Raw genomic sequence first — 26262 nt, forward strand, 5'->3', positions numbered from 1 at the left:
CGGTCACTCCCGCTTCGCGACCGTCACGGCGGCGGGCCTGAGCTGCCGTTCGCCGTCCCCGTAGCCGGGACGCAGCACCTCGACGACGGTGCCCGGTGGGGCGTCGGGGTCCTGGACGACACCGACCACCTCGTGCCGGGCCGGGTCGAAGGCGACGCCGGTCTCCGCATGCCGGGGGTAGCCGAGCAGTTCGAGGACGTTCACCGCCTGATCGCGTACGGCTCGGATGCCCTCCACGATCGCGCCCGGATCGGCGCCGGCGTGGGTCAGGGCGAGTTCGAGGTTGTCGAGGACAGGCAGGAAGGCGGCCGCCGTGCGGGACCGCTCTGCCGCCCGTTCGCGCTCCAGTTCCCTGGCGTGACGCTTGCGAAGGTTGTCGAGGTCGGCGAGCGCGCGCCGCCAGCGGTCCTCCAGTTCCTTGATCGCGGTCGTGTACTCGTCCTCGGCAGGCGCGGGGCCAGCGGCATCGGGTCCCGGTTCGCCGTTCGCCGCTTCGGGCCGGGGCGGGCCCGGTTGGGGCAGATCCCCGCGAGGAGGGCGTCCGGCGCCTTCCGGGACCCGTACGCCCGGATCCGACGCGGCCCGGCCGGGTTCCTGGGGGTGGGTGGGCATGGCGCGCCTCAGCCCTTGTCGAACTCGGCGTCGATGACATCATCGTCACCGCCACCCGTGGGACCGCCGGTGGCGGCGTCCTGGCCGGGACCGCCGCCTGTGGCGGCGCCCTGATGTGCCGTCAGCCCGGCGAGCACCTGCTGGAGTTCGGAGGTCAGAGGCCGCACGCGCTCCACGCCCGCCTCTTCCTTGACCGCCGCCCGGGCGTCGGACACGAGCATCTCGGCGCGTGCCTTCTCGTGCGCGGGCGCTGCGTCGCCCAGCTCGGCGAGGCGCTTCTCGACCTGGTACGCGACGGCGTCGAGTTCGTTGCGGGCGTCGACGGCCTCGCGGAGTGTCTGGTCCTGGCCCCGGTTGCGCTCGGCCTCCTGGACCATGCGTTCGACCTCACTGCGGTCCAGGTTGGAGCTCTCGCTGATGGTGATGCCCTGTTCCTTGCCGGTGTCCCGGTCGCGGGCCTTGACGTTGAGGATGCCGTTGGCGTCGATGTCGAAGGTGACCTCGATCTGTGGTTCGCCCCGCGGCGCCGGCCGGATGTCGGTGAGCTGGAACCGACCCAGCACCCGGTTGTCGGCCGCCCGCTCGCGCTCGCCCTGGAGGACCACCACATCGACGGCCGGCTGGTTGTCCTCGGCGGTGGAGAAAGTCTCGCTGCGGCGCACCGGGATGGTGGTGTTTCGCTCGATGATCTTCGTCATCACTCCGCCGCGTGTCTCCACGCCCAGCGACAAGGGTGTGACGTCGAGCAGCAGCACGTCCTTGACCTCGCCCTTGAGCACCCCGGCCTGGATCGCGGCGCCAAGGGCCACGACCTCGTCGGGGTTGACGCTCATGTTGGGTTCCTTGCCGCCGGTCAGCCGGCGGACCAGAGTCTGGACGGCGGGAATGCGGGTGGAACCGCCGACGAGGATGACCTCGTCGATGTCGCTCTCGCCGACCTTCGCGTCGGCCATCGCCTGCTGCACCGGTCCCAGACAACGCTCCACCAGGTCGCCGGTGATCTGCTCGAAAGTGGACCGCATGATCGAGTCGGTGAGGTGCTTGGGGCCCGAGGCGTCGGCGGTGATGAAGGGCAGGCTGACCTGCGTCTGCGTCACCGAACTGAGCTCGGTCTTGGCCTTCTCCGCCGCCTCGAACAGTCGTTGCAGCGCCTGCGGGTCCTTGCGCAGGTCGATGCCGTTCTCCTTCTGGAAGTCGTCCGCGAGGTAGTCCACCAGACGCCGGTCGAAGTCGTCGCCGCCCAGGTGGCTGTCACCGGCGGTGGAGCGCACCTCCACCACGCCGTCGCCGACGTCGAGGATGCTCACGTCGAAGGTGCCGCCGCCCAGGTCGAAGACGAGGACGGTCTCGTGCTCCTTCTTGTCCATGCCGTACGCGAGGGCGGCCGCCGTCGGCTCGTTGATGATCCGCAGCACCTCCAGTCCGGCGATCCGTCCGGCGTCCTTGGTGGCGGTACGCTGGGCGTCGTTGAAGTAGGCGGGAACCGTGATGACCGCCTCCGTGACCCGCTCCCCCAGCTGCTTGGACGCGTCGTCGGCGAGTTTGCGCAGCACCTGTGCGCTGATCTCCTCAGGCGCGTACAGCTTGTCGCGCACCTTGAAGCGGGCCGCCCCGCCGTCGCCCTCGACGACGTCGTAGGCCACCGCCCTGGCCTCGTTGGAGATCTCGTCGAAGTGCCGGCCGATGAACCGCTTGGCCGAGTAGATGGTGCCCTTGGGGTTGAGGATCGCCTGGCGCCGGGCCAGCTGGCCCACCAGACGTTCCCCGGTGTCGGTGAAGGCCACCACGGACGGTGTCGTGCGGTTGCCCTCGCTGTTGGGCACGACGGACGGCTCGCCGCCCTCCCACACGGCGATCACCGAGTTGGTGGTGCCCAGGTCGATGCCCACTGCCTTGGCCATGAGGAACTCCTCCCGGTGCAGCGCCTGCGTCGACTCTCCGGATCACGTTCGTTCGGACAGAGGTGGGACTCCGCCGGTTTCCCACCGGTGCGCACGGAGGGTCTCGAGCACTCCCCAGGGTGACGAACCGGGTGGCTCCACGCCTGCGCCTGGCGAGTCAGGAATGCACGGGTCCGGTCGCCCCACGAGTACGAGAGAAAGAACCCACACGTGTCGGGTAGCCGGCCCAGGACCGGGTACGCGAAAGCCGCGCACCTCCGAAGGACGGAGTGATCTCCCATGGTCGGCAGTCGGGCGTACAGCCTGTACCGCTGCTCCAACCGGAAGGGAAGCCTTCCGCGGGGCAGCGCTCGGCGACGCCCCACGGCCGCGCCCAGGCGACCCCGCCTGCCCGCTCGCACCCCGGCCGCCCATGCCCTCCACGAACTGGTCGCGCTCTCCCGCGCCCAGTTCGACGCTCCGGACGAGGACGAGATCCTGCGCCTTGCTATGGATCGCATAGTCGCCGCGGGGCCGTACAGCGCCGAGGCCGGATACCTCAAGGTGGGCGGCGCCCTGATCCCCAGCCCGTGGAACGGGCGAGCGCATGCCTTGGCCGTGGGCCGGAGGGTGCGGGAGCTGGCCGGGCAGGACGGCAGCGTGACCGTAGCCGGCAGGCCCTGGGGCCGGGCCCTGGGACTACGCGGACCTGGGGTCCTGCACGGCTACCTCGTGGTCACGTCCCGCTCCCGGCCAACCAAGGCCGAGCAATCCCTGCTCTCCATGCTCGTCCGGCACACCGCTGCTGCACTGTCGGTCGCCTGCGCACACCGCCGCCAACGCCAGGACGCGCTGGAGCTGCACCGGCTGAGGGAGGAACGCACAGCCCTCCAGCGGAAGCTGATCTCTGTGGTGGCTGAGCTGGGCTACGAGCGAGCCGTTCACGCTCTCATGGCCGACGTCGCTGCCTCGGGTGGCGGCGAGGAAGCTGTCACCCGCGCACTGAACGGGCTCACAGGACTTCCCGCGCTGGTCGAGGACCGCTTCGGTCGGCTGAGGTCCTGGACGGGCCCCGGCCGCCCCGTCCCCTATCCCGAACCGGACCCCGTGCGCCAGGAAGACATGCTGCACGCCGTCGCCAAAGAGGCCGGGCCGGTGCGGATAAGGGACCGGCTGCTCACGCTCGTCCGCTCGCACGGCGAGATCCTGGGCGTGCTGGCGCTGGTCGACACCCGGGACGAGGCCGACGAGCACACCGTCCTCGCGCTTGGACACGCCGCCACGTCGCTCGCCCTGGAGCTGACGCACCTGCGCAATCTGGCCGAAGTGGAGCTGAGGCTGCACCGCGAGCTGGCCGACGACCTCCTGGCAGGGACGGACGAGCCGAGCGCCTACGCCCGGTCCGAGGCACTCGGACACGACCTTCACGGCAGCCACTACATCGTCGTGGTGCAGTGGTCGAACCGGACGGCGGACGATTCCTTCGCGCAGACCGTGGGTCGGGCGGCCGCTGCGGTGGGCATGCGCTCGCTGCTGACCCGCCGCTCCGACCACGTCGTTCTCATCAGTGGCGACCGGCCGCACGCTCGCGCGTTGTACGAGGTGCTCGCCCGAGAGAACGGGACACGGTCCGGGACGATCGGGGTGAGCGCCCCTTGCGACTCCGTGGACGACATCCCCCACCACTACCAGGAGGCGCAGCGCGCCCTCGACGTGCGCCGCCACTCCCGCGAGCGCTACGGCACGTCGTTCTTCGACGAGCTCGGTCTCTACCGCATCCTGGGACCCGGCAGCGGTCACCGGGAACTGGAGACGTTCGTGCAGGAGTGGCTCGGGCAACTCATCGACTACGACTCCCGGCATCACGCGACCATGGTGGAGACCCTGTCCCGGTACTTCGACTGCGGCGGCAACTACGACGAGACCGCCGACTCCCTCGCGATCCACCGCAGCACGCTGCGCTATCGGCTCCAGCGCATCCGCGACATCAGCGGCCACGACCTCGCGAACGTCGAGGACCGGCTGAACCTCCAGGTGGCGACCCGAGTGTGGAAGATCGTGCTGGGCGGACCCGGCTGATGCCTCACTGGAGCTTTTGCGCGAGCGGTGTCAGGAGCAGTTGGGCAGGCTGCCCCGTTTGCGGCGGTGGCCACGATGCCGGGCAGCACCGAACCCGTCCGTTCCGGACGTGCCTCGTGGTGGAGGTCGTGCAGGTACGTCGTCGCGGTCGAGGCCATCAGCCCCAGTCCGACGCCGTTCAGGATCCTGCCCGCTATCAGCCCCGGCAGGTCCCCCCACACCTCGGCGGCCTGGCCTCAGGGCCCCTGGTCGCCGGAGCCGCCGCCGAGTGGCTTCCCGCACCCTGATCACCGCCCAGGCGATCTTCACGCTTCGCCATGGCCGTGTGCCCGGCGCTGGTGCTGTGCACCCCGGAGACCGTGGACCTGGAGTTGCCGGGGTGACGGTCATGGCCTACTCCCCGATCGAGCAGGGGCGGCTACTGAAGGGCGACGCTTTGGGTGCCGTGGCCCGGGCCCTCGGAGCCACGCCGGCCCAAGTGGCACTGGCCTGGGTGCTGGAACAGGGGGTGGCCGCGATCCCGCGTTCCGGATCACCCGACCACGTTCGGGAGAACCGCGGCGCGCTGGACCTCCACCTTCCCACCGAGGCGCTCGGCGCCCTCGACGAGGCGTTCGCGCCGCCCAACGGGCCCACGCCCCTGGAGATGCTTTGAAGGGGTTGCCAGGGTGACCCGCCCCCCCCGCAACGCCTCTCCAGCAGCCAGTGCGGGAAGCAACTGCTCTGGCGCGGCTTGTGGACGGCCAGCCCGATCGTCCTGGCCCACGTGTCCCACTCGAGCGGGCGATAGCCGTTACGATGATTGACGCATTCGTCGCTGACCTGCTCGTATTCGGCATTGCAGAGGGCCTCGGCCTCCGCGGACATGAGCGCGTGGCGCCCTGTGCGCCCTGGGTCCCGGGCGCACCAGGTCCGCACGCTCACGTTCGCAGGGCACCCAAGAGGCCGTGCCCTACCTTGCCCGCTCATGCGGGGAGCGGTTCGCCCAGCTTCGCGCAGAGCGTTTCGCCGGAAACACGTCCATGGCTTGGCGGACCAGAGGGGCAGCTCAGTCGCCGGTATCTCACGAGACGCCTCCCAGTCCGGAGAAGAACGGCCGCCGCTGCCCGCTCTTCAGCCCGACCTTTGCACCTAGCCGGCCGTACGGCCGGCCGAGGGATGCCTGCGCACTTCATGCTGCTCTGCCAGGGGAAGAGGGGGCGCCCTTTTTCGGCCTGGAGTGCGGAGGCGCTCAGCAGGGGGCTCTGCGAATCTCGACCGGGTAACAGCCGATAGCGGCGCGGGCGGGAGCGAACGGCGCCGTCCGTTCCCGGTGAGGAGGCGAGGGGCATGACCGTGATGGGTGTGTCGAAGTTCGAGAGGTTCTTCCGCGCCGCCGCAAACCTCGACGTGGACAGGAACGACCTGAAGCGGTACGGCGATTTCGTCGACGCCAAGCTCTACGACCTCCTGGTCGTCGGCCAGGCGTCGGCCAAGGCCAACGGCAGGGACACCGTCGAACCGTGGGATCTACCGATCACCAAGGGCCTCCAGGAGAGCATCCACCGGTTCCGGCGACTCGACGAGGAGGTCGAGCTGAAGCCGATCCTGGAACAGCTGGCCGCACACCCTCCCCTCGACAGGACACCCACCCAGGAGGCCGAAGAGCGCTACCCCGAGATCATCGGCGGTCTCAGCGTCGCTCTCGCCGAGACGTTCAAAATCATGTATCCGGATGTCAAGAACCCGCAGACCAGTCACTGGGAGGGCGTTACAGCGGTGTTCGACCGGCTGCTGTAGTCGCGCCCCGGTGCATGGCGCCGGCTCGCCTCAGGCCGGGAAGGTCGAGCCGCCCCGGATCATCTCCCACGAACTCGTACTCAACAAGGCAGCGGACGGATACACGGACGCCAGTATTTCGGCGCCCGCGACGACGGCTGGACGGACGGCAGCTTTTACTGACCGCGCGCAGCCATGCACTCGGGGCACCTTCGGGCCTTGCACGTCCGGTCCGGAAAATGGGATGCGGACAGGCCCCGCCGGGTGTTCCAACCGCTCGCGTCCTAAGAAGCCGTTGTCGTTCCGAACCTGAAGGCGGCGTTTTAGCTGGTCAGGCATAGGGCCGGTGATTCCGTGGGAGCTGTGGCCCGTCGTGTCGCCGCTCTCCGGGAGGTCGCGGATGCCGTCGGTCGTTGGACTGCTGGAACAGCATGAGCTTGCTGCTCGCCGACGCGTGGACGAGCTGCGGGAGGAGGTCGACCGTGTCCAGGCCGAGCTGGCCACGGCCGAGCAGGAGTGGCAGGAGTGGATGATCGCCCGCAGGCGGGTCGATACGGTGCTGGCTTAGGACGACGCCGATACCGCTGAGGCCGAGGACAACGCGGATCCGCAGAATGATGTCGCGCCGTCGACGGTCCGGGATGCGGCGAAGCCGAAGACGCAGGTGCCGGTGTGGCGACAGGGGCTTGCCTGGTCGGTGCTGTCGGCGGACTACCAGCGCATCCTGAAGGCGCTCGCGGACCGGGGGCGGCTCGGCCAAGGGCCGCTGACCTGCCAGGAGATGGCAGCCGGGTTCGGCATGGACGTGGTGCCGGCTCGGGTGGAGGCGCTGCGGTCGAAGGCGAAACGCCTGGTCGCGCGTGGCTGGCCGAGCCGGCGCCGGGCCGGTTCACTCTCGCCCGCGGTGTGGCGGGGCCAGGCGGCGGGTCATGAGCCCGGTCATCGACCAGTAGATCACCGCTTCGGCGCTGGTGGTGCGGCGCTCGAAGTCGCGGACCAGGCGGCGGCTTCGCATCAGGTGGGCGAAGAGACGCTCGACGATCCACCGCTTGGGCAGCACCACGAAGCCGCATATGTCGTCGCTGCGTTTCACGATCGCCAGAACCAGCGCGAACGCGGCCAGGCAGTGCTCGACGAGGCTGTCGGTGTAGCCGCCGTCGGCCCAGACCAGCTCCAGCCGGTGGTGCATGTCGGCGACCTGCCCGAGCAGCACCTGGGCGGCGATGCGGTCGCCGGTGTCCGCGGCGGTGACCATCACGCCCGGCAGAAGGCCGAGCGTGTCGACCACGACATGCCGCTTGCGCCCGTTGATGAGTTTGCCGCCGTCGAAGCCACGGCTGCCCGATCCAACGACGGCATCCGCCTTGATGGACTGCGAGTCGATCACCGCGGCCGTCGGCTCCGCATCACGGCCCAGCTTCTCGCGGACCTGTCCGCGCAGCCGGTCGTGGAACTCCCTGACCAGGCCATGGTCACGCCAGCGGCGGAAGAACGCATAGACCCGGTCCCACGGCGGGAAGTCGGCGGGCATCGCCCGCCACTTGATCCCGTTGTCCACGAGATACCGGATCGCATCGAGTATTGCCCGGTGGCCGTACGCCTCCGGCTGGCCGCCCCGGCCACGCAGCCAGCCCGGCACCGGCAGCAGCGGCCGGGCCACGGCCCACTCCGCGTCCGTCATGTCCGAGGGATACCGCCGAACACGTTCCGGATGATCGGCCGCGTTCCCGAACCGGTGAGCGACACAATCACACGTCGGTGCAGCCGAGTTGAACTCCACCGGCGCGAGCACGCACGACTGCGGCAACAGGGTCTCCCGGATCTCGGTTGGCTTCGCAACCCCGAGCTACCAAGAGGCCCTGTTCTCATGCCCGCGGCCAGCGCCCCGGTCGAGGTTGACGTTCACGTCGTTGGGCAGGGGGCCGACCTGTCCCATGGCGGCCTGGAGGGTCGGGCCGAGCAGGGGCGAGTCGTGGCCGTTGGCCCCGGCCGCGACCAGGCCGAGCGGGACGCCGTGGATGTCGGCGGCGATCGAGCGCTTCAGCCCCTGCTTCCCGCGGTCCACCGGGGACCGGCCTGCGTGCTCGCCGCCGCACGGGGCCTTGGTGATACAGCCGTCCACGGATATCTCGGAGAGTTCCAGGCCGATCACGCGGTCGTATGTCTGAAGTGCGAGGGCATGCACGGCTTCGGAAATCCCTTGTTCAGCCCACTCCATGACGCGTCGACGGATCGTTCGGTCGGAGCACCCAGGGGTGGAACACCTAGCGGCCCAATTGCGTAACTACCGTTCCGACTGTATATAATGCCTATGTACACTCGGGGAGGAATGGAGGGTCGTCGTGCGGGTGGTGTTGTCCAACAGCAGCGGTGTGCCGCTCTATCAGCAGATCAAAGAGCAGATCGGCGCGGCCATCCTGTCGGGGGAACTCGCCGAGGACAGCGCCCTGCCTTCCGTCCGGGCCCTCGCTCGTGATCTGCGGATCAGCATCATCACCATCACCCGTGCCTACGCCGAGCTGGCCGCCGAGGGGTTCATCGCCACGGTCCCGGGCAAGGGTGCCTACGTCCTGCCGCTGGACTCGGCGCTTGTGCGCGAGCAACTGCTGCGCCAGGTGGAGGAAGGCATGCAGACCGCCCTGGACGCCGCCCGGCGGGCCGGCCTCGACCGCGAGGATCTCATCGAGATCCTGGACGGGCTGATGCAGGCCGAGCACGAGCACGCCTGAGATCAGGAGGATCCGTCAGTGCACAGTGATCTCGCATTCGCCCTGCGGGGCGTGAGTTCCGTGGTGGGCAACGGCTTCGCGTTGCGCGATGTGAGCTTCGAGCTGCCGACCGGCTACGTCATGGGCCTCATCGGCGCGAACGGCGCTGGCAAGACGACGACGATCCGCTGCCTGCTGGGCATGCGCGGGATCGAGACCGGCGAGATCGAGCTGCTCGGCCACCGGGTACCCGGCCCGGTCGAGCTGCGCCAGGACGTCGGGGTGGTGCTCGACCACACCTACCTCGTGGGTGACTGGCGGCTGGCTGAGGTCGAACGGACGCTGCGCCCCTTCTACGACCGTTGGGACGGCATGCGTTATCGGCAGTTGCTCGAGGAGTTCGGCCTGGATCTGCGGGCGAAGGTCAAGGACCTGTCCCGCGGCATGGCGATGAAGCTCATGATCGCCGTTGCGCTGTCGCACCGGGCGCGGCTGCTCGTCTTCGACGAGCCGACCAGTGGCCTGGACCCCGTCGCCCGGGACGAACTCGTCGGCATCATCGGGGACTTCCTGCTCGACGAGGGGCACAGCGTCCTGTTCTCCACACACATCACCTCCGACCTGGACCGCATCGGCGACTACGTGACGCTCATCCATGGCGGCCGCATCGTCCGGACCGGCCCCAAGGACGAGATCCTGGAGGCATATCGGGTGGTGCGGGGCGGCCCTGACGATCTGAGCGACCTCGTCGGCGTCGAGCTGATCGGCGTCAGGCGGACGCCAACCGGGGCGGAAGCGCTCGTTCGCACCGAGGAAGCCGACCTTCTCGGCAGGGGCGTCCTCGTCGAGGCGCCCACCCTGGAGGAGATCGCCATCCACATCGGATCGCCGCCGATGAAGCCGGCAGCAACGTGGAACGGCCGAAGCGGGGCGACTGCATGAGCGCCGTCGCCCGTATGGCCGTGCTGCACCTGCGTACCGTCGCGCCGTACCGGACCCAGGGCCTGCTGGTGTTCGGCCTGATGGTCCTGGTGCTCGCCCGCAGCCCCGTCGGTCTCGTACCGGCACTCGCGCTGCTGCTCGCCCCGTTGATCGCCGTCCACCCCTTCGTGGTCGCCGACAAGGCAGGCCTGGAGACGCTGTACGCCGTCCTGCCCCTGCCCCGCCGCACGGTGCTGCTCGGGCACTACGCCTGGGCGCTGGCAAGTTTTATCGCGACCGTTACCGCAGGTACGGCGCTTACCGTTCTCCTCGCGCGGGCCGAGGGCGTACAGTTCGGCGGTCGCACCCTGGTGACGATGCTGACCCTGTCCTGGGCCCTGTTCGCCGTCAACATCGCGATCCAGTTCCCGCTGCTGATCCGGTTCGGGTACGCCCGCATCAACGTCCTGGGCACCACCATGCCACTGGCACTGGTCATGCTGGCCGTCTACCGGCTGCACCTGACCATCGCCTCGATCCAGGTCTGGCTGCCGCTTCTCTGGGTGGCCGGCGCAGCCGCAATAGTGACGTCCGCGGCCCTGGCGACGCATGTGCCAAGGCCACGGGCGTAGCACGACTCGTGCTTTTCCTGTGACTGGGGCCGCCCGTTTCGCCTTCCTGTGAATCGCCTATCAAGACCAACCGGTAATGGGAACCGGAGAGTTGGGCGGGCAGCAGAACGGGCACGGATCTACGTAATCATGGAGTTCTCGACGCTCTGCGACCGCGAAGGACAACCGTGCCCGCGCTGCCATCTTGCCTGCTCGACCCCGTCTGGGACCAGTTCGCCGCGCTCCTGCCCGTCCGGGAAGAGTTCGCCACGAACCACCCCCTTGGCTGCCACCGCCGCCGGGTGCCCGACCGGACCGTCTTCGAACATATGGTGCTCGCCTTGGTCCACGGCTCGGGCTACGAGCGGATCTCCACCCCTGGGTGCTCCGACCGAACGATCCGTCGACGCGTCAAGGAGTGGGCTGACCAAGGGATTTCCGAAGCCGTGCCGACCACCCAGTCCGCCCGCCGTACGACGTCCATGTCGTGCTCCACGATGAACAGCGAGTTGCCCGCCCCCTTGAGGCGGTCCAGCACGTCAAGGAGCGGTTCCGCATCAGCCGGGTGCAGGCCCGCGGAGGGCTCGTCGAGGACGTAGACGACGCCGAACAGCCCCGAGCGCAGCTGGGTGGCGATCCGCAGGCGCTGCGCCTCGCCGGGCGACAGGGTCGTCGAGCGGCGCCCGAGGCTGAGATATCCGAGGCCCAGGTCGAGCAGTACGTCGACCCGCGCGACCACATCGCCGCAGATCCGGACCGCGACCTCGGTCGTCTCCCCGGATCGGGCGGTCGACGTGGTGGCGTCGGCCTCGGAGCGCGCCGCGACGGGCCGCAGCAGCGCCACGACCTCGGTGAGCGGCATCGCGTTGATCTCGGCGATGGAACGTCCGGCGAAGGTCACGGCGAGCGCCTCGGGCCGCAGTCCGCTGCCGTGACAGGCGGGGCAGGGCACACTCCTGACGAACCGGAGCGCCCGTTCGCGCATCTTCTCGCTCTTGGAGTCGGCGAGGACGTGCATGACGTGCTTGCGGGCGCTCCAGAATTTGCCCTGGTAGCCGTTGTCGACGGGATCCTCCTCCGGCTCGATGTACACGGAGGGCTGTTCGTCCGTACAGCAGCCAGTCCCGGCCCTTCTTCCTGAGCCTGCGCCACGGCCGGTCGATGTCGATCCCCAGGCCGCTCACGACACTGCGCAGGTTGGCGCCCTGCCAGGCACCCGGCCAAGCGGCGATCGCCCCCTCGCGGATGCTCAGCGAGGGGTCCGGGACGAGCAGGTGCTCGGCGACGTCGTGCACGACGCCCAGTCCGTGGCACTCCGGGCAGGCGCCGGCCGCGGTGTTGAGTGAGAACGACTCGGCTTCCAGCCGTGCGGCGCCGGGCGGATAGGTGCCGGCGCGGGAGTACAGCATGCGCAGCAGATTGGACAGTGTGGTGATGGTGCCGACCGTCGAGCGCGAGCTGGGCGACCCGCGTCGCTGCTGCAGGGCCACGGCCGGTGGCAGTCCGGTGATCTCCTGCACGTGCGGTGCGCCGACCTGTTGCAACAGTCTTCGGGCGTACGGTGCCACGGACTCGAAGTAGCGCCGCTGGGCCTCCGAGTAGAGCGTGCCGAACGCGAGCGAGGACTTGCCACGAGCCGGAGACGCCGGTGAAGGCGACCATCGCGTCCCGCGGAACGTCGACACCGATGTTCCGCAGGTTGTTCTCAGCGGCGCCCCGGACATGCACGAAGGGGTCGGTCGCGTCCTTGTTCACCGTTCCTGATTACCTGATCGCGCCGCGAACCGCGCGATAGGCACCGTCACCGGGCCCCGCTCCCAGGTAAGGCCCGATGGTATTGGCAGGGGCCAGCGTGTCAGGCGGTGTCGGCGTTACATGGAGGACATCCTGGGCACTGGTGAGCGCCGGGTCAGCCGACTGGAAGGGTCCGGTCATGCGGGAGTCATCGCAGGACACTACGGTCGTTGCTCTTCTGGCGGATCCGGATACGCCGACGGAGATCGCGCAGCGCATGGCCCAGCTGCTGCCTGCTCGGCTCGCCGACAGGTCGGGCGAGGGACGACGGTTCGACGTCGAGGTGGTCAGTGAGCCCTTCACCACAGGGACCGAGGACCTGTCCACGTTGACGCGCCGGATCATGGACCGCGGAAGTGAGGGGAACTGGGACATCGTCGTGGCCCTCACCGATCTTCCGCTGCACTCACATGGGCGCGAGCTCGTGGTGGATCTGAGTCACGAACACGGCTTGGCGCTGCTGTCTCTTCCCACGCTGGGGGGCTTCCGGCTGCAGACCAAGGCCCGGCAGGCCGTGGAAGAAGCCGTGCTCAGCTTGGCGGGCCTGCAGGCTGGGCCTGAGGGGCCTTTGGGAAGTCAGCCGCTGTGGGGGCCCTTCATCGGTCGTCTCGCGACCGTCCATCCAGGCCAGATCGGTGAGGAGGAGATCGCCGATCTGAGGTACGTCGTCAGTGGGCCGCGCGGATACCTGAGGGTGCTCGGTGGTATGGTCCGCGCCAACCGGCCGTGGCGCTTGGTGCCGGGCTTGTCGAAAGCCCTGGCGGCCGCACTCGCCACGGGAGCGGTCGCCACCGTGAACTCCACCATCTGGAACCTGGCCACCTCCCTGAGCACGCCACGTCTGGTGATCGCCATGGTCGGGTCTGTCGCTCTCATGACAGGCTGGCTGATCGTGGACGCGAACCTGTGGCATCGAACAGATGAGGTCTCGCCGGAGGCGAGGAAGAGGGCGGCTCTCTACAACGCCTCGACGGTCGTGACCGTGGGTATCGGGGTGATCGTCTGCTACGCGGGTTTGGTGGTCATCAACCTGGTGTGGGCGCTGTTCATCCTCAACGACCGGCTGTTCGCTTCCACGACACGGACGCCGCTGCACGCCACGGAGTACTGGACGCTGTCCTGGTTCGTCGCTTCGGTCGCCACGGTGGGCGGCGCGCTGGGATCGGGCCTGGAGAGCGATGAGGCGATCCGGGCAGCCGCCTACTCCAAGCGCGAACAGGAGCGTCGCAGCGTGCTGCAGGACGACCGCGGTGACTAGCGGGTGACCTCAGTCGGAGGTGTGCCGTCGGTTGGTGGTCGTCCGGGTCCGGAGATTTCGCTGATCGGCCGGTGCGTGGTTGTTTCGTCCGGGGGGTCGACGGGGACCCGCACGGCACGCTGTCGGAGCGCCGAAGCTCCGCCCGGGGGCCGGCGGCAAATGACCGTTCCATCTGATCCAGGTGAACGGCCCGCAGAGGCGGGCGGAGCCACGGACCCCGTCGGTACTTCCGAGAGTCAGGCTCTTTGCGCCCTCTCCATCACCGCCATGCCGCGACATCAAGGGAAGCCATCATGAAGGCAGCGGTATACGAAGGACCGCGAACGGTCACAGTGAAGGACGTGCCGGACGCGAAGATCGAACACCCCTGCGACATCATCGTCAAGATCACCACCACCAACATCTGCGGTTCGGACCTGCACATGTACGAGGGCCGCACGTCGTTCGAGACCGGCCGCACCCTGGGACACGAGAACATGGGCCAGGTCGTGGAGGTCGGCTCGGCCGTCCGCAAGGTGCAGGTGGGCGAGTATGTGGTCCTGCCCTTCAACATCGCCTGCGGCTTCTGCAAGCAGTGCGAGCAGGGTCTGACCAACTACTGCCTGACCATGCAGCCGGAACCGGCCCTCGCCGGAGCCGCCTACGGATTCGCCGACATGGGCCCCTACCAGGGCGGCCAGGCGGAGCTGCTGCGCGTGCCCTACGGCGACTTCAACGCGCTGCGTCTGGGCGAGGACGCCGACGAGCGGCAGACCGACTACGTGATGCTCGCCGACATCTTCCCCACCGGCTATCACGCCACCGAGATGGCCCACGTCAAGCCGGGCGACCAGACCATCGTCTTCGGGGCCGGTCCCGTCGGGCTGATGGCTACCTATTCCGCCCTCCTCAAGGGCGCCGGCCGCGTCTGGACGGCCGACCACCAGCCCGACCGGCTGCGCAAGGCGGAGGAGATCGGGGCCATCCCGATCAACACCGCCGAGCAGAACGCGGCGGAGGTCGTCAAGGAGGCCACCCTCGGTCTGGGCGCCGACAACGGCTGCGAATGTGTCGGCTACCAGGCACACGATCCCCAGGGACACGAGGACGCCAGCCTCACGCTCAACGGACTGATCGACTCGGTCAGGTTCACGGGCGACATCGGCGTGGTGGGCGTTTTCCTGCCACAGGACCCCGGCGGCGCGGAGGCCCAGGGCGAGCTGGAAGCTCAGGGCAAGGTCCCGATCGACTTCGGCATGATGTGGTTCAAGGGCCAGCGCATGGGGACCGGGCAGGCTCCGGTGAAAAAGTACAACCGGGCGCTGCGGGACCTGATCGCCGGCGGGAAGGCGAAGCCGAGCTTCGTCGTCTCCCACGAGCTCAGCCTGGACGAGGCCCCCACCGCCTACGAGCACTTCGACGCCCGTGACGAGGGCTGGACCAAGGTCGTCCTGCATCCCAACGGACACGGGAACGGCCACAAGCGGTAAGGAAACCCGAAGGCCGCCGTGCCCCCTGTTTCCCCTGGACCGGTCCGGGGGACGGGTGGCGATCTGCCCGTCCGCCGGACGGGGCTGGGGGCAATCGCCGCGCTCCGGCCGGACCTGGACCAACGACGATTGACTGCGCTCCGGCCTGGAGGACGGACGGCGGACGCTCGGCAGTGTCCGCAGGGGCAGCACCCAGTCCAGCCGCTGCGGCCGCCAGCCAGTTAGCGGGCCCTGTGGGAGGCTTCCTTGCCCGACGGCTGCCGCACCTCAAGCAGGCCGACGCGACCCGGCGGGGCATTCCGGCCAGGCGAACACCCGTGACGTGGCTGCGGGCCTTCGGGGAGGTCGTGCGATCCGGGCTCACGATCGAGGAGACGCGGCTGGAGCCCCTGCTCGCGCTGCGTGCGGCCGCTGGGGTGGCGATCGTCATCGGGCCGACACTGTGGCTGGTCTCCCCTGCGTATGCCGCGTCCGCCGCCCTCGGTGCCTATTCCGCGGGTGGGGCCACCTTCCAGCGCAGCTGGCGTCCACGCAAGGTGGTCGCGCTCGGCGCGGGCGCGGGTCTGGCGCTCAGCACCTTCGTGGGCTACCTGGCGGCGGGGCGCTTCGTGACGTTCCTGCCGCTGCTGGCCGTATGGGCCTTTGCCGCGGGAATGGCGTGGGCCGTCGGATCGACTGCTGGGATCGTCGCAGCGACGACCGTGGGCAGCATGCTGGTGACCATCACCCTGCCCACGAGCATCGGGCGAGCCCTGGAGCACGCCGGGGTCATCGCACTCGGGGGCGTGACCCAGGCCGTGCTGATCCTGCTGTTCCCGATCCGGCGTTGGGGAGCGCATCGTGACGCGCTTGCCGACGCCCTGGCCGCCGTGGCGGACTACGCCCGCCGGTTGCGGCACGACCCGACCGCCCCGTTCGACCCGGAGCCGTTGATGACGGCCCGGGACGCGGCTGCCGTGACGCCGTCACAGGCCCGCACCCGTCCCCCCGTCCTGCACGGCCCCCGGGGACTCGCCGAGCGCATCCGGCCGGTGGTCGCGGCGCTCGCCGACCCGGACGTGGGCGCCCCGGCGGAGGGCCCCGGGCGGGACCGCGCGCGGGAGTTGCTCGACGCGGCCGCCGACGTCCTGGATGCGGCCGCCCGTTCGATCCGCCGCGGCACTCCCGCCGAGGTGCGGCCCGGGAGCACGGACGTCCTGCGCGTCGACGAGGAGCACGAGGTACTGGAGGGCCCCGCGAGGCAGGCCGCCGAGCGGCTCGTGGAACTGCTCGGCGAGGCGTTGGAGATCGCCGGGAGTGGTGGCGCGCGCGGGAGGACGCCCACGCTGCCCGGCCCCGCGGGCGCCCAGTTCCTGGTGCGCCCGACGATGTTCCGGCTGGTCCCGGTCGTCCTCCGGGCGGTCCGCCGTGAGCTCCGCCGGGACTCGCCCGTGTTCCGGCACGCCGTCCGCCTGGCGGCGGTGGCCACGCTCGGCTATCTGATCGCCGCCCGGCTCCCCCTGGGCCACGGCTACTGGGCGCCCATCGCCTCGGTGATGGTGATGCGGCCGGACTTCCACCGGACGTACGCGCGTGCGGTGGCCCGTCTCGCCGGGACCCTGGCGGGGGTCGCGCTCGCCACCGGCATGGTGCGGGCCCTGGGCCCGGATGCCCATGTGTCCGGCGCGCTGGCGGTGGTCTCGGCGGGCCTGTCGTACACGCTGATCCGTACCGGCTACGCCTACTCCCAGTGCTTCACCGCCGCGTACGTCGTCTTCCTGCTCGGCATGGGCGGCCAGGCGTGGGAGCAGACGGTCCCGGAGCGGGTGGTGCTCACCCTGCTCGGCGGGGCCCTGGCGATGCTGGCGTACGTGGTGTTCCCCGCATGGGAGACACCACGGCTGCGGGGGCGGCTTGCGGACTGGCTCGCAGCCAACGGCCGCTATGCGGCCGCGGTGCTCCGCGACTACGCCGAACCGACCCGGGAGCATCACGCCGACATGCGCAGGGCACTGCTGGCGAGCAGGGAGGCACGTGCCGCCTGGCAGGAGGCATACGACCGGGCAAGGCAAGAACCGGTCCGCCCCAGGGGGCTGACGTCGCGCGAGGCGCAGGAGGCGCAGGAGGCGCTCAAGGGGTTCGGCCGCGCGGCGATGCTCATGGAGAGCCACGTCCCGCGGGCCGACAGCCGTGTCGTCCCCGAGGCGGAGCGGTTCGCCGACGCCCTGGAGGCGGACACCGCGCAGGCGGCAGCCGACGTGCGCGAGCACAGGAATCCCGACTGGGGGCGCGTGGAGGAGGCGCTCCACGCGTGGGAGGGCGCCGCCGGCGATGGGAGCCCGATCGTGCGGCGCGAGGCGGAACTGCAGAAGCAAGCCTTGGAGGACCTCGCGACGGCCGTGAGCCGCACACCCCTGGAACGGGACGTCGGCTCTGCTCGCGAGGAGCAGCGAGTGCGGGCGGCCGCGGCGGCGGAGGGCGACGGATCAGGAGCCGCGCACCGGAGTGGGTGACGAAGTCGGCGACGGGGAGCGCCCCGCTTCCTGGAGCGGGAAGTGGTCTCCCGGCCGCGTCGAGCGCCGCCACACGTACACCGCTGTCGCCATCACGAGGATCAGCCCCGCCAGGATGAGCAGTTCGATCCCCTCGACGTTCCACCGGAAGGACTTCTCCGCCTCGGCCGTCACGATGAGCACCCTGCGGATGCCGGCAATCAGGCCGACGGCGAGGAAGGGCTCCGCGTCGAGGGTCTGGTTCCTTATGGTGAGGCGGACGGTGTGGAGCAGCTCGGCCACGATGAACAGCACCAAGCTGCCGTCCAGGGCGGAGAGAACGAGCGTTTCCTCGCGGTACGGCCCCTGGACCGACCGGATGACGTCATGGACGACCCCGACGGTCAGCATCCCCCGCGAGCAGTACGAGGAGCGCAGCGACGACGAGGTGGATGCCGTCCTCCATGAGCTGTAGGAGGCCCTGTACCCGGCCGCCCTCGATCTTCGGGAGAATGGGTCGCACATTCAGCACGCTAGGGGTGCCCTGTCCCGCAGGCGCGGCGTGCTGCCGAACGGGCGGACGAGCGGATCCCTCCCTGTGGTGGCAGCCTGGGGGAAGCGGCGAGGCGCGACATCACCGAGGCCTACCAGGCGGCAGGACAAGGGTTATGAGGCAGCCCGACACGAACGGCAGGAACCTGCGGCCCGTCCTGGCGCCGGCCCGGGGTCTGCCCTCCGATCCGGCCCGGGACCTCGCCTCCGGCCTCCGGGAGAACCGCACCATCGCACCGCCAGGGGCATCCGCTGGCAGACGGACACCGACCGCGCCCCTGGCGGCGAACGAGAAGGTCGACGTGTCCCACGTGGCCGGAACGTCGGCACCCGCCTGGAGGACGGCGACTGGGACGTCAGTGTCTTCCTCACCGACTTGCCGAGGCGGGCGGAGCACGACCCGGTCCGCACCGAGGCCGACCCTGAGCGCGGGGTCGCACTCCGTGGCGGGCGCACCGTGCCGGAGGACGCGAGTGCACTGGAGGTGTGTGATGAGTGCTGATCGCTCCCGCGAGAGCCGTGAGGGTCACGTACTGGTCCTCGATGCTGGCTCTTCGAGCCTTCACATCGCTCTGTTCGCGGCGGACGGTGAACGGGTGGCGGATCGAGACGCCTCGGAGCCCCCGGGGCCTGCTGCGGCGGCGGAACTGCGGAACTTCCTCAGCGAGGTGCCCGCTCCCGCGGCGGTTGGTCACCGCATCGTCCACAGCGGCCCGCACCTGACTGGACATACGCTGATCGACGCACGCGTACGGGCTCTGCTGGCGGACGTCGCCGATCTCGCGCCGTTGCACGTGACCCCTGCCTTGCATGTAGTCGATGCCGCACGAGAACTCCTGCCCGACGTTCCTCATATCGCCTGCTTCGACACTGTCTTTCACAAGGATTTGCCGGCACAGGCGCGCACGTACGCCGTGCCGGAGCGATGGCGAGCCGAATACGGGCTGCGCCGGTACGGCTTCCACGGGCTTTCCTACTCGTGGGCACTGCAGAGGACGGCGCAGGCCCTGGGCCGACCCGTCGACAACCTCCAGGTCGTGCTCGTGCACATGGGCGGCGGCTGCTCGGCCTGCGCCGTCCGGAACGGACGCAGCGTGGACACCACCATGGGCCTCACTCCGCTGGAAGGCCTGGTGATGAGTCGGCGCAGCGGCAGCCTCGACCCCGGCGCGCTGCTGTGGCTGCAGCGGCGGCACGGTCTGAGCACGGACGAATTGGATGACACACTCCACCGGCATTCCGGTCTGCTCGGCCTCTCCGGTACCTCGGGAGACACCCGGGACCTGGTGCGCGCCCGCGCGGAGGGTGATGCCGCGGCCGCGTTGGCGCTGGCGACGTTCACACTCAGCTGCCGCAGGGGCGTCGCTTCGATGGCCGCCTCGCTGGATCGGCTGGACGCCCTGGTCTTCACCGGGGAGATCGGCACAGACCAACCCGAGGTACGCGAGGAGATCTGCTCGGCCCTGACTGTTCTCGGTGTACGAGGCGGGCTGCTCGTTCCCGAACTGCAAGATTTGATGCGGGAAGGCCACAGGCGCATCGATCAGGTGGTGAGAGGTGTCCCGGTCCTCGTGGTCGCAACCGGCGAGACGCAGCAGATCGCCGCCGAGACCCGACGGGTGCTCGGCGGCATGTGACTGCCAAGGCAACTGCCGGCACATCCACACTTACCTGGCCCGCGCCAACATCCGGCCTCCTGTACCTGGACAGCACGGAGGAGCGGCTACGTCTGGTCCTGTACGCCGCCCCCTGTCTCGGTCACGAGGCTCGAGGGCCAATGGCCCCATCAGAGCTCCGTACCGCCCTTTCAACGCCAATTAGGACATCCTGAGCCGCATGGTCACCGACTTGCTCGCCGTCCTCGGCATCCCGGCGCTGGTCACACGAGGCTTCCACTCGTAGTCCTACGTCGGCATCGTTCGGGCGCGCACCGCACATCCTGGATATGCCCCCAAGCGTCGTGCGGTCGTCTCTCGCGCAGCTGCGGGGCCGCTGCCCCGACGCGGCGTGGGCTCAGTTCCAGGAGGCAGCGGAGGCGATCGCGCGCGAAATCGAACAGGGGAGATTCGGATCGACTTTGCGCGCCGACGCCAGCGACTGGCCCACTGGGACATACCCGTCGGCGACTGGCGGGACCTCACACATGAATTGCCGGACGGCCCATCGGGTCCCATGCACTGCGCGGCACAGTGGCGGAGGATGAACGAGGGCCGGGCAAGCCGCTGCAGAGCCGGCCTGGCGAGGAGGCGCGACATGGCGAAACCGGTCGTAGTGGGAGTCGACGGCTCACCGGCCAGCCTGGACGCGGTCGAGACGGCGGCACACGAGGCGGTACTGAGTGGGGTCGGCCTGCGGCTGGTGCACGCCTTCGGGTGGCCCTCGATCCATCCACTGCCTGGTGGCCCGCCCTGGGATCCTGCCAGGGCGGGCGTGCGCGAGCTGGTGGACGGCACGCTGGCCGAGGCCGAGCAGCGGGCACGCGCGATCGCGCCGCGTGTGGACATCACACGAGAGGTCGCCGTCGGCGAGCCACTGATGGTGCTGGAGATCGAGTCGCGCACCGCCTCGCTCGTCGTGGTGGGCAGCCGCGGGCTGGGCGCGTTCGGCAGCCTGCTCCTCGGTTCCACCGCCGTGCATCTGGCCGCATACGGCCATTGCCCGGTGCTGGTGGTACGGGGTAGTCCGAAATCGACCGGACCCGTACTGCTGGCGGTGGACGGTTCCCCGGCAGGTGAGCGAGCCGTCGAGTTCGCCTTTGCCGAAGCGTCGATGCGCGGTGCGGACCTGCTGGCCCTGCACGTGTGGCACACCTGGAGCGAACGGGCCTGCGAGGGACCGGGCGACCCGCTGAACATGGTGGTCGACGTCGACCGGCTCCGGGGAAAGGAACAACGGCTGCTGGACGACACGCTGTCTCCGTGGCAGACGCGCTACCCCCAGGTCACGGTGGAGCGGCGCCTGGTGCGCTCCCGGATCCGCCCGGCGCTGATCGAAGCGAGTCACGACGCACAGCTGGTCGTGGCGGGCGCGCGCGGACGCGGCGGTTTCACCGGCCTGCTGCTCGGCTCGGTCAGCCAGGCCCTGCTGCATCACGCGCACTGCTCCGTCGCGGTGGTCCGGGGCAAGGAGTGACCGGCGCCACCCGTTCGTCAGGCCTTCGACGTCAGCACCGGTCCAAAGAGCCAGCCGCCGGCGACGGCGGCTGTGGAGTGGGTGACGTCGACGACGAAGCCCCGGCTCGAACCGCCTGGGCGGCACGTCGTGCTCCGCAAGGTCCTCCGCGCAACCGGGGACGGCGGAGCCGGACGGGGCGTTGGGTCCTCCGGCCCTGCGTCCGGGAACTGTGGCCCAGATCGACTGAGGTCTCACCGATCCATGCTGGTAGCGCTGGAGCAATCAGCCCAGGGAAGTGATCGGCATGATGTGGTACGACGGTGGATGGGGCTGGGGCGGCTGGATCGTCATGACGGTGTTCATGGTGCTGCTCTGGGCCGTCCTGATCGTCGGGGTCATCGCACTCGTGCGCTACCTCGCCGGTGCCCGTCACCATCAGCAGCCCGGCTCGGCACCACCGCCCGGCGAGGGCGGGTGGCAGGACCGACGGGCCGAGAGCCTGCTCGCCGAGCGGTACGCGCGCGGAGAAATCGACGAGGACGAGTACAAACGTCGGCTCGCGGTGCTTCGGGAGCACCGATGAACCCGCATCGTCGCCGAAGAGTCTGGTCGGCGGTCGCCGTTGCCGCCGCAGCCTTGGTGTTGGGCGTCGCCACGACGGGTCTGATGGCCGCGTCCGGCGCCTTCCACAGGACGGGGCCGACGCCCTGGCGCGCGCAGAGCACACGCTGCACTGCACCGGCCGCGAAAGGCAGCGCGGTCGACGTGACCGTTTGGGACACGGGACGCATGATGAGAGGCCCGAACCGGCCCGCGCCGGACAACGGCCACCCCGGTTGGTACGGCATGGGCATGATGCGTCTGGTGGCGCACCCCAGGACGGTTCCGGCGGGAAGGGTGACAGTGCGGGTGGTCAACGCCGGAAGCCTCACGCACAAGGTGATCGTGTTGCCGCTGGCGGCGGGCCAGGCAGCCGGAGACCGTGCCATCGGTTCCGACGGCCGGGTACCGGAGGCGGGCAGTCTCGGTGAGGCGTCCCGCACCTGTGGCAGTGGGGCCGGAGAGGGCATCGCCTCCGGTGCGGCGGCCTGGACCACGGTGACGCTGCGGCCCGGCCGCTATGAGCTGCTCTGCAACATCCCGGGTCACTACACGGCCGGGATGTACACCGAACTGGACGTCACTCGGTGAGTAGCCCATACCGGCGGTAGGGGTCTGCCGTGGAGGGTTCCCGATCGTCGCCGGATTCAGCGGGAAGTCGCTGTCCCGGTCCGACGGGCGGCAGGGCCATGCGAGCTGGAACGGCGGCCGGAGCGGGGACTTCGACTTCTTCCTGCCCGGCGACACCTTGCTGATGCCAGCCGGGTTGTCGTGCGCTCCGCTGCCCGGACCGGTCCCCACGTGCCCCTGCCGCGCGTCGTGGTCTGCGCCGCAGTCGATACCATCGCCGGGGTTCGCAGGTCGGGTTCTGGACCGGCCGGCGAGCGGGCCGCGCCGTTCTCTCCGGAGTGCGCGACCACTGCCTTTGGCCACTGTTGCGCTCCCTTCTCCGCGTCCCGCCCCGACTGATTCGGACCGGCCAGGCGTTCCTTTCTGCAGCGTGGCCGTGCCAGTGGTGCCGATGCTCCCGCTGCCACTGGCTTCTGGCCGCCGCTGTGTTGCGCATGAATATCGCTCGGTGCGGACGGTCAGAGGTGACCTGCCACGAAGTCGGCTACCCGGGTGCCGAGTTGTCGGCCCGCGTCGTTGTCGATCGAAGTGTGCTGGCCGGCCCAGATGCGGCTGAGCCACGCTTCGGTGGCCGCCTCCTGGAAGCCGGCATAGGTTCGGGTGGCGCCCTTCGATGTCACCGCGAGATGGTGCCGCGCGCCGTAGAACCCGGTGAGCGTCGTTGCCGCCGCCTGGCTGAGGGCGGCGTGAGCGCTGGGATACGAGGGGTCCGGGGCGGTCGTCAACAGGGAGGTCCAGTGGTGATCGCCGACGATGCGGGGGTTGTAGTGTGTGCCGCCGAGTCGGATGGCGGTGACGGGCCGCCATATGCGATAGGCGTACTTGGCGTCGTACAGGGCGATGGTGGTGTCGGCGAGGGACAGGTCGAGGCGGGCGAAGACCTTGGCCGCGGTCTCCAGGTTCGCGTTCGTGGAGGTGACCAGGTTCTGGGCGATCTGGTTCCAGACGTTCCAGACGGGCGCCGCCGCCCAGAACTTCGCGGACGCGGTCTGATCGGGGGTGCGGGTGGTACTGGTCTTGCTCCCCAGGCTCTTGACCTCGTTCAAGGCGGTGGCGTACGCGGCGCTGCTCACGGCTGGCGGTGCCGCCGGGCGGAACTGGTCTTTGCCGGTCAGCACGAAGGGTTTGACCGAGCCCCAGTCGGTGAACACCGGTGCCGGGAAGTCGGGAGGGGTGCGCCGGTAGTCACCGGCCTTGTCGCCGGAGCGGAACAGCGGCGGCTTCGTCGATGATCCGTCGTTCGACCGAAGGCTGATCAGCCGCCGGGCGACCGCGGCTCCGACCGTCGTGCCCGCCTGTTTGTCCGGGCCGTCCGGAATCGCGGACAACTGGCTGCTCAGCCGCTGGTCCACGCTCGCGCGTTCGGCCGGGTACAGGGCGACCAGCACATCGTGGGCTGCCTGGTCCGCCGCGGCATCGGCACGAGCGCCTCGCGGCGCCGACACCGAGAACTTGTAGGCGGGGCCGGCCCGGGTGATCGATACCACCGCGTCGTACTGGGCGGCCTGGAGGAGCGCGAAGCTGCGGGTGGGCTGGACGCCGGCCGGCTGCGCCTCGGGATCACTGAGGATGGCGATGAGCTCGCGGTTCCATTCCACGACCGACGTGCCCGTCCCCGTCGCCGCGGTGGGCAGGGCCGGCGAGTGAGCGGCGCCGACCCCGAAGGCGGGGCTGGTGAGTCCGGCCGCCAGCGCAATTCCGGCCAGTATGACGAGTGTCTTCTGCTTTCCACCCATGCTCTGCGGCTCCTTGTCGTCGGTGGCGGGTCGTGGCGACCGTTGCCGTACACGTCACCCATCCGGGTCACGGCCGACCACATGGCCGGCGGACACCACGGATCGAACGGTGAGTGCGCAGCCCATGTCACAAAGAAACACTCCGCACATCGGCTCCGGAGCGGGAGGGGGATCGCGCAGCCGGTTGCAGAAGCACCGGCTCATAAGGCGGCACACATCACCCACGCCAATGTTTCGGAAGGCTGACCGGGCGCGCATGGTGCTGCAACCCGATCACCTCTTCACGTCATCGAGGTCGAGCGCCAGCAACAGACTGCCGGGACCCGATCCACGCCGCAACTCAGGCATCCCGGTCACAAACTCGGGTCCCACATTCTCCGGGAGCGACGAGGGCAACTCCGACCGGGACTTCGGGAATCGAGGACCACGACGTGTGCGACCTGCTGTTCATCTCCGACAGGTATCGTCTCGCGCTTCCGGATGTCGACAGATGGTGGTGGACGGTGAGTCAGGCGTCGCAGGGCGGTGGAGCCGCCGTGCTGGAGCGGAGGCTGGGCGTTTTCGATGCCGTGGTCATCGGGCTGGGCTCGATGATCGGTGCGGGGGTCTTCGCCGCCCTGGCGCCGGCCGCGCGGGCGGCGGGCTCGGGACTGCTCGTGGGGCTGGCCGTCGCCGCTGTCGTGGCCTACTGCAACGCCACCTCCTCGGCCCGGCTGGCAGCACGCTATCCGCAGTCCGGTGGGACGTACGTGTACGGCCGTGAGAGGCTCGGCGAGTTCTGGGGCTATCTCGCCGGATGGGGCTTTGTGGTGGGCAAGACCGCCTCGTGCGCGGCGATGGCGCTCACCGTGGGCTCGTACGTGTGGCCGGAGCAGGCGCACGCCGTCGCGGTGGCTGCCGTGGTGGCGCTGACCGCCGTCAACTACGTGGGTGTGCAGAAGGCCGCGTGGCTGACTCGGGCGGTCGTCGCCGTGGTCCTGGCCGTGCTGGCGGCCGTGGTGGTGGCCTGCCTGACGTCCACTGCAGCGCAGACCGTGCGGCTGGACATCGGGCCGGACGCCTCCGTCACCGGGGTGTTGCAGGCGGCCGGCCTTCTGTTCTTCGCCTTCGCCGGGTACGCGCGTATCGCCACCCTGGGCGAAGAGGTGAAGGACCCGGCCCGGACGATCCCTCGGGCTATTCCACTGGCCCTGGCAATCACGCTCGTCGTGTACGCGGCGGCCGCCGTGTCCGTGTTGGCCGTCCTCGGCCCGGACGGGTTGGCACGGGAGAGTGCGCCGCTGGCCGAGGCAGTACGGCAGGCCGGGGTGCCGGGGCTGGTCCCGGTGGTCCGGGCCGGGGCGGCTGTGGCGGCCCTCGGGTCGTTGCTCGCGCTGATCCTGGGCGTCTCTCGGACCACTCTGGCCATGTCCCGGGACCATCACCTGCCTCATGCCCTGTCCGCCGTGCATCCACGGTTCAAGGTGCCCCATCGAGCGGAGTTGGTGGTGGGCGCCGTGGTGGTGATCCTTGCCGCCACCACGGACGTGCGCGGCGCGATCGGCTTCTCGTCCTTCGGCGTACTCGCCTACTACGCCGTGGCGAACGCCTCCGCCTGGACCCTGACCCAGGAGGAGAACCGACCACCGCGCACCATCCCCGCGCTCGGGCTGGCCGGCTGCCTGGTCCTGGCCTTCACCCTGCCCGCTACGTCGGTGGCGTGGGGAGCGGCGGTGCTCGCCCTCGGAGCGGCGGCCTACGGGGTACGCCGGCGCCTCACGGTACGACAGGCGTCGTGACGCCCGGCTCATGCACACTGTACGAGGGGTCCCGCCCTTCGCCGGCCCGACGGTAGGGTGTGCCTCGCTCTCGGCACCGTCGGCTCAGCGGGGGACAGAGAGCCGGGACGCGTGCCGGGCGATGCGCCTGGCGACGAACTCCTTCCCTGCCACGAACCGCATCATCGGGTCGAACGTCGGGGCGGCGAGCGAACCGGTGAAGTACAGGCCCGGCACCGACGACTCGAGCGATGCGGATTAGCTGGGGTGCCTTCGAGTCACGGACGCAGGTCAGGGTGGCGCGCACCGCGG

Annotated in this window: 18 protein-coding genes and 6 pseudogenes; 16 read left to right on the forward strand and 8 right to left on the reverse strand. The window is 69.8% G+C overall.

What is annotated here, in order from left to right:
* Positions 1-3 precede the first annotated feature (3 nt).
* Both ACZ60X_RS12570 and dnaK read right to left on the reverse strand, forming a co-directional pair.
* A complete protein-coding gene (locus ACZ60X_RS12570) occupies positions 4-612 on the reverse strand; it encodes a nucleotide exchange factor GrpE (protein ID WP_469596915.1) in 609 nt (202 codons plus the stop codon).
* 8 nt (positions 613-620) lie between these two features.
* The gene (gene dnaK / locus ACZ60X_RS12575) at positions 621-2513 is read right to left on the reverse strand and encodes a molecular chaperone DnaK (protein WP_469596918.1); all 1893 of its coding nucleotides are present in this window, start codon (positions 2511-2513) and stop codon (positions 621-623) included.
* A gap of 279 nt (positions 2514-2792) precedes the next feature.
* Here dnaK and ACZ60X_RS12580 point away from each other — a divergent pair, with 279 nt between their 5' ends.
* On the forward strand, positions 2793-4571 hold the full coding sequence (locus tag ACZ60X_RS12580; protein WP_469596921.1) for a PucR family transcriptional regulator: 1779 nt from the start codon (positions 2793-2795) through the stop codon (positions 4569-4571).
* 379 nt (positions 4572-4950) lie between these two features.
* Positions 4951-5226, forward strand: a pseudogene (locus ACZ60X_RS12585) (aldo/keto reductase); the annotation flags it as partial.
* Between the two features lie 32 nt (positions 5227-5258).
* Here the strand turns inward: ACZ60X_RS12585 and ACZ60X_RS12590 are convergent.
* Positions 5259-5459: pseudogene (locus ACZ60X_RS12590) on the reverse strand (transposase); the annotation flags it as partial.
* Positions 5460-5900: 441 nt separating this feature from the next.
* Here ACZ60X_RS12590 and ACZ60X_RS12595 point away from each other — a divergent pair.
* Together ACZ60X_RS12595 and ACZ60X_RS12600 are read left to right on the forward strand one after the other, a co-directional pair.
* Positions 5901-6350, forward strand: coding sequence for a DUF1931 family protein (locus ACZ60X_RS12595; RefSeq protein ID WP_469596923.1), 450 nt, complete (start codon positions 5901-5903; stop codon positions 6348-6350).
* Positions 6351-6729: 379 nt separating this feature from the next.
* Positions 6730-7262: pseudogene (locus ACZ60X_RS12600) on the forward strand (hypothetical protein).
* Here the strand turns inward: ACZ60X_RS12600 and ACZ60X_RS12605 are convergent.
* Both ACZ60X_RS12605 and ACZ60X_RS12610 read right to left on the reverse strand, forming a co-directional pair.
* Positions 7219-8010, reverse strand: a complete 792-nt coding sequence (locus tag ACZ60X_RS12605) for an IS5 family transposase (RefSeq protein WP_469596926.1) — start codon at positions 8008-8010, stop codon at positions 7219-7221. The pseudogene ACZ60X_RS12600 and the gene ACZ60X_RS12605 overlap by 44 nt on opposite strands.
* A gap of 201 nt (positions 8011-8211) precedes the next feature.
* Positions 8212-8595, reverse strand: a pseudogene (locus ACZ60X_RS12610) (IS5/IS1182 family transposase); the annotation flags it as partial.
* Positions 8596-8671: 76 nt separating this feature from the next.
* Between ACZ60X_RS12610 and ACZ60X_RS12615 the strand changes: the two are divergent.
* From ACZ60X_RS12615 to ACZ60X_RS12630, 4 genes and pseudogenes are all read left to right on the forward strand, one after another.
* Positions 8672-9058, forward strand: a complete 387-nt coding sequence (locus ACZ60X_RS12615) for a GntR family transcriptional regulator (RefSeq protein WP_469596928.1) — start codon at positions 8672-8674, stop codon at positions 9056-9058.
* 18 nt (positions 9059-9076) lie between these two features.
* Positions 9077-9979, forward strand: coding sequence for an ABC transporter ATP-binding protein (locus tag ACZ60X_RS12620; protein WP_469596931.1), 903 nt, complete (start codon positions 9077-9079; stop codon positions 9977-9979).
* Positions 9976-10590, forward strand: coding sequence for an ABC-2 transporter permease (locus ACZ60X_RS12625; protein WP_469596933.1), 615 nt, complete (start codon positions 9976-9978; stop codon positions 10588-10590). The genes ACZ60X_RS12620 and ACZ60X_RS12625 overlap by 4 nt, the downstream gene beginning before the upstream one ends.
* Positions 10591-10757: 167 nt before the next feature.
* A pseudogene (locus tag ACZ60X_RS12630) lies at positions 10758-11012 on the forward strand (transposase); the annotation flags it as partial.
* Between the two features lie 8 nt (positions 11013-11020).
* On the opposite strand, the pseudogene ACZ60X_RS12635 reads toward ACZ60X_RS12630, so the two are convergent.
* Positions 11021-12324 (reverse strand): annotated as a pseudogene (locus ACZ60X_RS12635) (excinuclease ABC subunit UvrA); the annotation flags it as partial.
* 178 nt (positions 12325-12502) lie between these two features.
* Here ACZ60X_RS12635 and ACZ60X_RS12640 point away from each other — a divergent pair.
* From ACZ60X_RS12640 to ACZ60X_RS12650, 3 genes are all read left to right on the forward strand, one after another.
* A complete protein-coding gene (locus ACZ60X_RS12640; protein WP_469596936.1) occupies positions 12503-13621 on the forward strand; it encodes a hypothetical protein in 1119 nt (372 codons plus the stop codon).
* Positions 13622-13914: 293 nt separating this feature from the next.
* A complete protein-coding gene (locus tag ACZ60X_RS12645) occupies positions 13915-15090 on the forward strand; it encodes a glutathione-independent formaldehyde dehydrogenase (protein ID WP_469596939.1) in 1176 nt (391 codons plus the stop codon).
* 317 nt (positions 15091-15407) lie between these two features.
* Entirely contained in the window at positions 15408-17582 is a 2175-nt protein-coding gene (locus ACZ60X_RS12650; RefSeq protein ID WP_469596942.1) for an FUSC family protein, read from the forward strand.
* Here ACZ60X_RS12650 and ACZ60X_RS12655 read toward each other — a convergent pair.
* Positions 17556-17972: a phosphate-starvation-inducible PsiE family protein gene (locus ACZ60X_RS12655; RefSeq protein ID WP_469596945.1), complete on the reverse strand. Its 417-nt coding sequence runs from the start codon at positions 17970-17972 to the stop codon at positions 17556-17558. The two genes, ACZ60X_RS12650 and ACZ60X_RS12655, sit on opposite strands and share 27 nt — an antisense overlap.
* A 632-nt stretch (positions 17973-18604) precedes the next feature.
* Here ACZ60X_RS12655 and ACZ60X_RS12660 point away from each other — a divergent pair.
* From ACZ60X_RS12660 to ACZ60X_RS12675, 4 genes are all read left to right on the forward strand, one after another.
* Positions 18605-19750, forward strand: a complete 1146-nt coding sequence (locus tag ACZ60X_RS12660) for an acetate/propionate family kinase (protein ID WP_469596948.1) — start codon at positions 18605-18607, stop codon at positions 19748-19750.
* 616 nt (positions 19751-20366) lie between these two features.
* The gene (locus tag ACZ60X_RS12665) at positions 20367-21245 is read left to right on the forward strand and encodes a universal stress protein (RefSeq protein ID WP_469596951.1); all 879 of its coding nucleotides are present in this window, start codon (positions 20367-20369) and stop codon (positions 21243-21245) included.
* 286 nt (positions 21246-21531) lie between these two features.
* Positions 21532-21810, forward strand: coding sequence for an SHOCT domain-containing protein (locus ACZ60X_RS12670; RefSeq protein WP_469596954.1), 279 nt, complete (start codon positions 21532-21534; stop codon positions 21808-21810).
* A gap of 83 nt (positions 21811-21893) precedes the next feature.
* Positions 21894-22418: a sulfocyanin-like copper-binding protein gene (locus ACZ60X_RS12675; RefSeq protein ID WP_469596957.1), complete on the forward strand. Its 525-nt coding sequence runs from the start codon at positions 21894-21896 to the stop codon at positions 22416-22418.
* Positions 22419-22915: 497 nt separating this feature from the next.
* Here ACZ60X_RS12675 and ACZ60X_RS12680 read toward each other — a convergent pair whose 3' ends face one another.
* The gene (locus ACZ60X_RS12680; protein WP_469596961.1) at positions 22916-24193 is read right to left on the reverse strand and encodes a vanadium-dependent haloperoxidase; all 1278 of its coding nucleotides are present in this window, start codon (positions 24191-24193) and stop codon (positions 22916-22918) included.
* 503 nt (positions 24194-24696) lie between these two features.
* Here ACZ60X_RS12680 and ACZ60X_RS12685 point away from each other — a divergent pair.
* Positions 24697-25971: an APC family permease gene (locus ACZ60X_RS12685; protein ID WP_469596963.1), complete on the forward strand. Its 1275-nt coding sequence runs from the start codon at positions 24697-24699 to the stop codon at positions 25969-25971.
* The last annotated feature ends 291 nt before the right edge of the window (positions 25972-26262 follow it).

This window comes from Streptomyces sp. NPDC104106 (assembly GCF_055584345.1).

Excerpts from the sequence above, each read along its gene's own strand:
- ACZ60X_RS12570 (WP_469596915.1), bottom strand. The coding sequence starts at position 612 with ATGCCCACCCACCCCCAGGAACCCGGCCGGGCCGCGTCGGATCCGGGC.
- dnaK (WP_469596918.1), bottom strand. The coding sequence starts at position 2,513 with ATGGCCAAGGCAGTGGGCATCGACCTGGGCACCACCAACTCGGTGATC.
- ACZ60X_RS12580 (WP_469596921.1), top strand. The coding sequence starts at position 2,793 with ATGGTCGGCAGTCGGGCGTACAGCCTGTACCGCTGCTCCAACCGGAAG.
- ACZ60X_RS12595 (WP_469596923.1), top strand. The coding sequence starts at position 5,901 with ATGACCGTGATGGGTGTGTCGAAGTTCGAGAGGTTCTTCCGCGCCGCC.
- ACZ60X_RS12605 (WP_469596926.1), bottom strand. The coding sequence starts at position 8,010 with ATGACGGACGCGGAGTGGGCCGTGGCCCGGCCGCTGCTGCCGGTGCCG.
- ACZ60X_RS12625 (WP_469596933.1), top strand. The coding sequence starts at position 9,976 with ATGAGCGCCGTCGCCCGTATGGCCGTGCTGCACCTGCGTACCGTCGCG.
- ACZ60X_RS12640 (WP_469596936.1), top strand. The coding sequence starts at position 12,503 with ATGCGGGAGTCATCGCAGGACACTACGGTCGTTGCTCTTCTGGCGGAT.
- ACZ60X_RS12645 (WP_469596939.1), top strand. The coding sequence starts at position 13,915 with ATGAAGGCAGCGGTATACGAAGGACCGCGAACGGTCACAGTGAAGGAC.
- ACZ60X_RS12655 (WP_469596945.1), bottom strand. The coding sequence starts at position 17,972 with ATGCTGACCGTCGGGGTCGTCCATGACGTCATCCGGTCGGTCCAGGGG.
- ACZ60X_RS12660 (WP_469596948.1), top strand. The coding sequence starts at position 18,605 with ATGAGTGCTGATCGCTCCCGCGAGAGCCGTGAGGGTCACGTACTGGTC.
- ACZ60X_RS12665 (WP_469596951.1), top strand. The coding sequence starts at position 20,367 with ATGGCGAAACCGGTCGTAGTGGGAGTCGACGGCTCACCGGCCAGCCTG.
- ACZ60X_RS12670 (WP_469596954.1), top strand. The coding sequence starts at position 21,532 with ATGATGTGGTACGACGGTGGATGGGGCTGGGGCGGCTGGATCGTCATG.
- ACZ60X_RS12675 (WP_469596957.1), top strand. The coding sequence starts at position 21,894 with ATGGCCGCGTCCGGCGCCTTCCACAGGACGGGGCCGACGCCCTGGCGC.
- ACZ60X_RS12680 (WP_469596961.1), bottom strand. The coding sequence starts at position 24,193 with ATGGGTGGAAAGCAGAAGACACTCGTCATACTGGCCGGAATTGCGCTG.